This is a genomic window from Actinomycetota bacterium, from assembly GCA_035540895.1.
Classification (GTDB): Bacteria; Actinomycetota; JAICYB01; order JAICYB01; family JAICYB01; genus DATLFR01.
On sequence record DATLFR010000106.1, the window covers coordinates 1 to 3,844 of the forward strand.

The following is a 3,844-nucleotide window of genomic DNA, read 5'->3' on the forward strand; positions in this document are numbered from 1 at the left end:
CTGTTGAGTGACTCGGACAGGCGTCTGCGCGTCAACCCGGAGGGGCTCTCGCTCTGGCTCATCGTCGGTGTCAACGGCACCGGGAAGACGACCACGATCGCGAAGCTCGCCAAGGTCGCGTCGGACCGCGGCTTCGGCGTCGTGCTCGCCGCCGGCGACACCTTCCGCGCCGCCGCCATCGAGCAGCTCGAGACCTGGGGGGAGAGGCTCGGTCTCGACGTCGTCCGCCAGCACCCGGGAGCCGATCCGGGCGCGGTGGTCTTCGACGCGATCGAGCACGCGAAGGCGCGCGGGTACGACCTGCTGATCGTGGACACGGCCGGCCGGCTGCACACGAAGACGCCGCTCATGGAGGAGCTGCGGAAGGTGCGTCGGATCATCGACCGGACCCCGGGACTGCTGACCGAGTGCCTCCTGGTCCTGGACGCCACGACCGGGCAGAACGGGATCGCGCAGGCGCGCGCCTTCCGAGACGCGACCGACCTAACCGGCCTCGTCCTCGCCAAGCTGGACGGCACGGCCAAGGGCGGGATCACGTTCGCGGTCGAACGGGAGCTGGGCGTGCCGGTGAAGGCGGTGGGGCTGGGGGAGAAGGCGACCGACCTGGCGCCTTTCGATCCCGACGACTTCGTGGACGCGCTGTTCGACGAGTAACCCCGGAGCAGGACATGTGCCGGCTCCGGCGAAACACCCCCGGCGAGGGGTGAGACCATGCTGAGGAGGACCCTGCTCGTCGCGGCGCTGGCGACCGCCGTCCACATCCTGCCGGCGGCTCCCGCCCTCGCCTCCTCCTGCACGATCAGGCTGGACCTCGGACCCGGCGAGTCGAGGTCGCAGCGCTGCACGGTACCGGGCGGCCCGAGCGACGCGACCCACTTCTGGGGGCTCACCGCGGTGAAGGTCTTCGACGCGCAGAACCAGGAGGTGACCGACGGGCGCAAGTGGGAGTTCGCGGACTTCTACCGGTGGTCCCTCTCGACCGAGCGGTTCGTCACCACGAAGAACGGGGTCGACCCCCTGCTGGACCGGGACGTCGCGCGCGTCCCGTACCCGCTCTACAAGCCCGTGTGCACGGACAGGGCCACGAGCTCTTTCTCGACCGACCTCGATGACATGTGCCGGATAGGCCGGGTGCGCCGATCGGGGACGGCTTTCGACACACGCTCCTTCGAGATCACGGTGCGCATGCTGGACCTGGGAGACCAATCCAGGTTCATCGGGTGGTACATGGGTTTCTCGCAGCACTACGTGGCGTGCGTCGGAACCTCGTGCCCCGGCACCACGGGATCCCTCTTCGATGAGCTGTAGGGTCCTGATCGCCTCGGGGATGCTCCTGGCGTCGCTGGCCGCGCCCGCGCCGCCCGCACAAGCCTCCGACGTCGTTCCCGCGTGCCGGTTCACTCAGGCGCTCGACCCCGGCGTGACGATCCAGAAGTCCTGCCTGGTGGTGAACCCGGCGCGAGCCAACGCCACCGCGTTCACGTTCGTCGACGGGTCCTCGATCCGCGTGTACGACACGGCGGACGGGAACCGGGAGATCACGGGCCGCGACCGCGAGGACTTCTTGAAGCTCCTGCGGATCGGCATCCGGACGCAGCGTATCCTCGTCTCGGGGGACCGCTCCGATGGGGAGTTCAACGACCAGGACGTCGCCCCCGCCGCCCCGCCGGGAGAGCCGCGAACGCGGCAGGTCTGCGACGTCGCACTGACCGAGCTGACCTGGGACGAGCAGACCGAGTCGAGCGCCTGCCGGATCGGCCTCCTCAGGGCGGCTGGCACACCGTTCTTCCACCGGGAGTACCTGGTGCAGCTGACGATGCTGAGCGAGGGCTACCGCCGGCAGATGGATACGTGGGGCTTCTCGTTCACCGAGGTCCAGCGGGTCCGGGTGCCTGCGTCGCGTGACTGCGGCGTCGCCTGGACCTGCGAGCCCGCCCCGCTCGGGCTCTACACCCGCTAGAGGTACAGGCCGGTCCCGGGGTCGGGCACCCTGTCCGCGGCCACCGCGTGGATCTCGCGCTCCCGCACGAGCATGTACTCGTCCCCCCGGATCTCGACCTCCACTCCCGATTCCGGGAGGATGAGCGCCAGGTCACCTGCCTCGATCTGACGGACGTGGGGGCCGACCGCGACGACCTCCGCCCAGATGCAGCGGCGGGACACGGTCGCAGCCGTCGCCGGGATCAGGAGGCCCGTCTTCGTGCGGCGCTCACCGTCCGCCTCCGGGACCCGCAGCAGCACGCGGTCGCTCAGCACCTTGATGGGAGCGGAGCGGTGGTCGTCGCCGGCTACGGCGCGCACCGCGCTCGGGTCGTTCATGGCCGACAGCCTACCCCGGCGCGCGGCCTTGTCCGGCGCCAAGGCTACCCTTGACGACCGACAAGGAAGCGGATATCCTGAGCCCATGGGTCACCACCTGGTTGGCGCTGCGGAGGTCGCGAGGATGCTGGGCGTTTCCCGGCAGCGGGTGGACCAACTTGCGTCTACGACCGGATTCCCGGCCCCGGTGGCGGAACTCAGCGCGGGACGCGTCTGGGAGACGCGAGCGATCGAGGGGTGGATCCAGACGGACCCTGGCCGGACCGCGGCCACGCGGCGCGCCGGCGGCCGTCCGGTCGGGGCGTTCGCCGTCTTCGGCGACTTCACCGACGCCGCCCGGCGCGTCATCGTGTTCGCCCAGGAGGAGGCGCGGGAGCTGCGGCACGGCCACATCGGCACCGAGCACCTCCTGCTGGGGCTGATGAGGGAGCAGCACGCGATCGCTCAGCGCGCGCTGGCGTCGGTGGGGGCGACCCTCGACGCGGCGCGGTCGAAGGTCGAGGACCGGGCGGGACGGGGTGAGGACGATCCCCCGAAGCACCTCCCGTTCACCGTCACAGGGAAGGCGGCGGTCGAACGGTCGGCGCGCGAGGCGCAGCGCCTCGGCCACGGGTACATCGGACCGGAGCACCTCCTGCTCGCCCTGCTCGAGGAGGACGGTCAGGCTCGCGCGATCCTCAGCGGGTTCGCCGACCTCGACGACATCCGGGACCGGGTCCTGGAGCTCGTCGAAGGGTCCGGACCGCAGCTCGTCGGGGCCGAGATCGCCCCAGAGGGGGAGAACCTGCGTCTGACCCTCGTCGTCCGGCGGGACATCTCCCCCAGCCAGGTCGGGTCGTGGGCGCAGAACGAGATGCGCCACTACCTGGAGACGAGACCATCGGGAGAGGGCGACGCGGGGGAGGCTCCGCCGGACGCCCGGGAGCTCGCCCGAAGGCTGTCCGCTCTCGAGGAGCGGCTCGAGCGGCTGGCGGCGAGCCCTCCAGCCGGCGAGGGCGACGACCCGGTCTAGGACCGGACCACTCCTGACCTGTCGCGCGGGTCCCGGACCGCCGGCGACGGGCGCGGCTGATACCCTCGGGCTCCCATGTTCGACAACCTCTCGGACCGACTCGACGCGGCCTTCGCCAAGCTCCGGCGCAAGGGCAAGCTGACCCGCGACGACGTCGAGGAGGGGTTGCGGGAGATCCGGAGCGCGCTGCTCGAGGCGGATGTCTCGACGAAGGTCGTCCGGGGGTTCCTGGACCGTGTCCGGGAGCAGGCGGTGGGTGAGCAGGTCCTGCGCTCCCTCACGCCCGGACAGCAGATCGTGAAGATCGTCCACGACGAGCTCGTCAACCTCCTCGGGGGCCAGCAGCGCCCGCTGGGCAAGGCCGACTCGGGTCCGACCGTGATCCTGCTCGTCGGGCTGCAGGGGTCCGGTAAGACGACCGCGGCCGCCAAGCTCGCTTCGCACCTCAAGGCGCGCGGCACGAAGACGCTGCTGGCCGCGTGCGACCTGCAGCGCCCGACCTGGGTGCCGAGC

6 protein-coding genes are annotated in these 3,844 nt (G+C 71.0%); 5 read left to right on the plus strand and 1 reads right to left on the minus strand.

The features are described from left to right. From ftsY to VM840_06205, 3 genes are all read left to right on the plus strand, one after another. Positions 1–654 (plus strand): signal recognition particle-docking protein FtsY (gene ftsY, locus VM840_06195; GenBank protein ID HVL81166.1); only part of this gene is annotated, 654 nt, incomplete at its 5' end. 57 nt (positions 655–711) lie between these two features. Beyond that, positions 712–1,308, plus strand: coding sequence for a hypothetical protein (locus VM840_06200; protein ID HVL81167.1), 597 nt, complete (start codon positions 712–714; stop codon positions 1,306–1,308). Continuing rightward, the gene (locus VM840_06205) at positions 1,298–1,960 is read left to right on the plus strand and encodes a hypothetical protein (GenBank protein HVL81168.1); all 663 of its coding nucleotides are present in this window, start codon (positions 1,298–1,300) and stop codon (positions 1,958–1,960) included. The genes VM840_06200 and VM840_06205 overlap by 11 nt, the downstream gene beginning before the upstream one ends. Here VM840_06205 and VM840_06210 read toward each other — a convergent pair. Further along, positions 1,957–2,319 carry a co-chaperone GroES gene (locus VM840_06210; GenBank protein HVL81169.1) on the minus strand — a complete coding sequence of 121 codons (363 nt, stop codon included), beginning with the start codon at positions 2,317–2,319 and terminating at the stop codon, positions 1,957–1,959. The genes VM840_06205 and VM840_06210 overlap by 4 nt on opposite strands. An 85-nt stretch (positions 2,320–2,404) precedes the next feature. Here VM840_06210 and VM840_06215 point away from each other — a divergent pair, with 85 nt between their 5' ends. Both VM840_06215 and VM840_06220 read left to right on the plus strand, forming a co-directional pair. Continuing rightward, positions 2,405–3,331, plus strand: a complete 927-nt coding sequence (locus VM840_06215) for a Clp protease N-terminal domain-containing protein (protein ID HVL81170.1) — start codon at positions 2,405–2,407, stop codon at positions 3,329–3,331. A gap of 75 nt (positions 3,332–3,406) precedes the next feature. Further along, the coding region (locus tag VM840_06220) for a signal recognition particle receptor subunit alpha (GenBank protein ID HVL81171.1) at positions 3,407–3,844 on the plus strand (438 nt) is incomplete at its 3' end.

Coding starts and splice junctions, on each gene's coding strand:
- VM840_06200 (HVL81167.1), top strand. CDS start 712: ATGCTGAGGAGGACCCTGCTCGTCGCGGCGCTGGCGACCGCCGTCCAC.
- VM840_06205 (HVL81168.1), top strand. CDS start 1,298: ATGAGCTGTAGGGTCCTGATCGCCTCGGGGATGCTCCTGGCGTCGCTG.
- VM840_06210 (HVL81169.1), bottom strand. CDS start 2,319: ATGAACGACCCGAGCGCGGTGCGCGCCGTAGCCGGCGACGACCACCGC.
- VM840_06215 (HVL81170.1), top strand. CDS start 2,405: ATGGGTCACCACCTGGTTGGCGCTGCGGAGGTCGCGAGGATGCTGGGC.